The following is a 3,070-nucleotide window of genomic DNA, read 5'->3' on the forward strand; positions in this document are numbered from 1 at the left end:
GCGCGCGGCCAGCGGCTGGTAGTTATCTTCGATGCTGCGCACCACGCTCACCGGCGGTGGCGCCCCGGTGATCAGCGTGTGCAGCACCGCGCCCAGCGCGTAAATATCCGTCCACGCGCCCTGTTCGCTTTCGTCGTTATCGCTGTATTGCTCGATAGGCGCATAGCCCGGACGCAGCATGGTTTCGCTCTCATCCGAGAGGTTACCAATGGTTTTACGCGCAGAGCCAAAATCCAGCAGCACCGGCTCGCCGCTGCTCTGAATCTGGATATTATCCAGCGAGATATCGCGGTGCAGGTAACCGGCGTCGTGGATGGTTTTGATCGCACCCAGCAGCGGCGGCAGCAGGCGACGAATCCAGGCTTCATCCACCAGCTGCGGATTGCGCTCGCGCAGGTTCGATAAGGTGGTGCCGCTGTAAAACACCGTGCCCATGTAAGCGGTGTCGTTCTGCACCCAGAAACGCAGCACGTGCAGCAGATTGGGATGGTTGAAGCGGGCCAGCAGGCGCGCCTCCTGAATAAAGCTGTTCAGCCCGGCATGAAAGGTTTTACTAAAGCGTTCGCTGCGCAGCACCAGATTCAGATCGTCGCTGCGCACTGCCAGCGAAGCCGGCATAAACTCTTTGATGGCGATATCACGCTCCAGCTGATGATCCCAGGCACGATAAACAATGCCAAAGCCGCCACCACCGATCACTTCTTTAATTTCAAACTCATTGAAACGGTAACCCACCGGCAGAGCGTTGGGTACGTTGAGGGGATTATCGTGTTCCGACATTTTCGAAAACTCTCTGATCACTAACGGCTTTAGACATCGAACTGGCAAACAAACTCGCCCTGCTCACAGCGTACCTGCACGCGACGATAGCGTTCATCGCGGGCGTGGGCGCTGAGCAGCATCTGGCTCATCTGCGGCAACAGGGTATTGGTAAGGATGGCGTCGACCATGCGGCCACCGGACTCCACTTCCGTGCAGCGCTGCACGATCTGGCTGATGACCGAATCGTCAATCTGCGCGCTGATGCCGTGGTTGTCGGCGAGGCGCTGAACAATGCGGCCCAGCTGCAGCCGGACGATTTCCGCCAGCATCGTGTCGCTCAGCGGGTAATACGGCACCACCAGCAGGCGACCCAGCAGCGCCGGCGGGAACACCTCCAGCAGCGGTTTGCGCAGTGCGGTGCTCAGCGCTTCCGGATCCGGCATCAGCTCCGGATCGGCACACATCGCACTGATCAGCTGCGTACCGACGTTGGAGGTCAGGATAATGATGGTGTTACGGAAGTCGATGTGGCGCCCTTCGCCATCCTCCATCCAGCCTTTATCGAACACCTGGAAGAACAGCTCGTGCACATCCGGATGCGCCTTCTCAATCTCATCCAGCAGCACCACGCTGTAGGGACGACGCCGCACCGCTTCGGTCAGCACGCCGCCTTCGCCATAGCCCACGTAGCCCGGCGGTGCGCCTTTCAGGGTGGAAACGGTGTGGGCTTCCTGAAACTCGCTCATGTTGATGGTGATGATGTTCTGCTCGCCGCCGTACAGCGACTCGGCCAGCGCCAGCGCGGTTTCGGTTTTGCCGACGCCGGAGGGACCGCACAGCATAAAGACGCCGACCGGTTTGTTCGGATTGTCGAGGCGCGCGCGTGAGGTGCGCACGCGTTTGGCGATCAGATCGAGACCGTGACGCTGGCCAATCACGCGCTGGTTGAGCGTATCGGCGAGATTGAGCACCGCGTCGATTTCGTTTTTCACCATGCGCCCCAGCGGAATCCCGGTCCAGTCTGCGACCACGGCGGCCACCACGCTGGCATCCACGGCGGCAAACAGCAGCGGCGCTTCGCCCTGCAGCTGTTGCAGCTGCTGTTGCGTCGCGTCCAGCTCATCGCGCAGCGCGGCTTCGCCCTCCGTCACGCAGCGCGCCCGCAGCGCAATCAGCTGATCGACCAGTTCACGCTCCTGCTGCCAGCGCTGCTGCAGCGCATCGCGCTCGGTTTCCAGCGTTGCGCGCTGGGCGGCAACCGCCTGCGAACGCGCCGCATCGCCCAGCCCGACTTTGCTTTCGCGCGCAATGATCTCCGCTTCAATCTCCAGCGCGGCCAGACGATGCAGGCAATCTTCCAGTGCCGCAGGCTGTGCGCCCTGGCTCACCGCCACGCGTGCGCAGGCGGTGTCCAGCAGCGCCACCGCTTTGTCCGGCAGCTGGCGCGCCGGAATGTAACGGTGCGACAGCTTCACCGCCGCGCTGACCGCCTCATCCAGCAGCAGTACCTGATGGTGCTTCTCCAGCGCGCTGACGGTGCTGCGCAGCATCAGAATCGCTTTGGCTTCATCCGGCTCCTGCACCTGCACGGTCTGGAAACGACGCGTCAGCGCCGGATCTTTCTCAATGTACTTTTTGTATTCGGCCCAGGTGGTGGCACCGATGGTGCGCAGCTGGCCGCGCGCCAGCGCCGGTTTCAGCAGGTTGGCGGCATCGCCGGTGCCCTGCTGGCCGCCGGCACCGACCAGCGTGTGGATTTCGTCGACGAACAGCACAATCGGCGTCGGGCTGGACTGCACTTCATTAATCAGCGCCTGCAGGCGCGCTTCAAATTCGCCTTTCATGCCGGCACCGGCCTGCAGCATGCCGATATCCAGCAGCCACAGCTGCACATCCCGCAGCGGAGCCGGTACGTCGCCAGCGGCAATACGCAGCGCCAGGCCTTCAACCACCGCGGTTTTGCCAACGCCCGCCTCGCCAGTCAGCAGCGGGTTGTTCTGCCGGCGACGCATCAGAATATCCACCATCTGGCGGATCTCTTCATCACGGCCGGTGACCGGATCGATGCGTCCTTCGCGTGCGCGCGCGGTGAGATCCTGCGCGTACTGCGCCAGCGTGCTGGTGCTGGCTGCCGGTGCGGCACTCTCCGCGCCCGCCAGCGCCACCAGCGCCTGCTGTGCCTCTTTGCTGCTGGCGAGCAGCGTGTCGAACTGCTCCAGCAGCGCATCAGCATTGATACGGCCAAACTGGCCGGAAATGCCTTTCAGCACGCTGGCGAGGTTGAAGGTTTTGAGCATGCCAATCAGCA

Annotated in this window: 2 protein-coding genes; both read right to left on the reverse strand. The window is 62.4% G+C overall.

The genetic code is table 11. The features are described 5' to 3' along the window. Positions 1 to 780: serine/threonine-protein kinase (locus tag ERD80_RS19180; RefSeq protein WP_136548111.1), on the reverse strand; the 780-nt coding region annotated here is incomplete at its 3' end. Between the two features lie 29 nt (positions 781 to 809). Continuing rightward, positions 810 to 3,070: type VI secretion system ATPase TssH (gene tssH / locus ERD80_RS19185; RefSeq protein WP_136548113.1), on the reverse strand; the 2,261-nt coding region annotated here is incomplete at its 5' end.

Source organism: Pantoea sp. R102 (assembly GCF_004916815.1).
Lineage (GTDB): Bacteria > Pseudomonadota > Gammaproteobacteria > Enterobacterales > Enterobacteriaceae > Pantoea > Pantoea dispersa.